The sequence below is a fragment of the Sulfoacidibacillus ferrooxidans genome (genome assembly GCF_022606465.1).
In the GTDB taxonomy this organism is placed as follows: Bacteria; Bacillota; Bacilli; order Alicyclobacillales; family SLC66; genus Sulfoacidibacillus; species Sulfoacidibacillus ferrooxidans.
Window position 1 is genome coordinate 1 of the sequence record NZ_JALBUF010000105.1, and the last position, 374, is coordinate 374.

General features: G+C 49.2%; 1 protein-coding gene. It reads left to right on the top strand.

Features of this window, described 5'->3' with window-relative positions; all coding sequences use genetic code 11:
* On the top strand, positions 1-374 hold a 374-nt coding region (locus MM817_RS16575; RefSeq protein ID WP_241717170.1), incomplete at both ends, for a GGDEF domain-containing protein.

The following is a 374-nucleotide window of genomic DNA, read 5'->3' on the forward strand; positions in this document are numbered from 1 at the left end:
TCGACGAGTGGTTTCGAGATCGAAAAAGTCGCTTGGTGAGTTTTGATTTTGTGTTGGCCATGTTCGATCTGGATCATTTCAAAGCATTGAACGATACACAGGGACATGATGCAGGGGATCAGCTGTTGCAACGGATCGTTCGCCATGTACAACAGTCCATGCGCGACTATGATGTGGTGGCGCGACTCGGTGGTGATGAATTTGTGCTGATCTTTGAGCAGTGCAGTTGCCATATCGGGGTGAAAACTCGCTTGGAACAAGTGATGCAAGGGTTGGATCTGAGTCAAGAAGGCGTAACGATCACGATGGGCGTGGTGTGTTATCCAGCCATGGGGGATTCATTAGCTGCATTACTCGCTAAAGCGGATGAACTG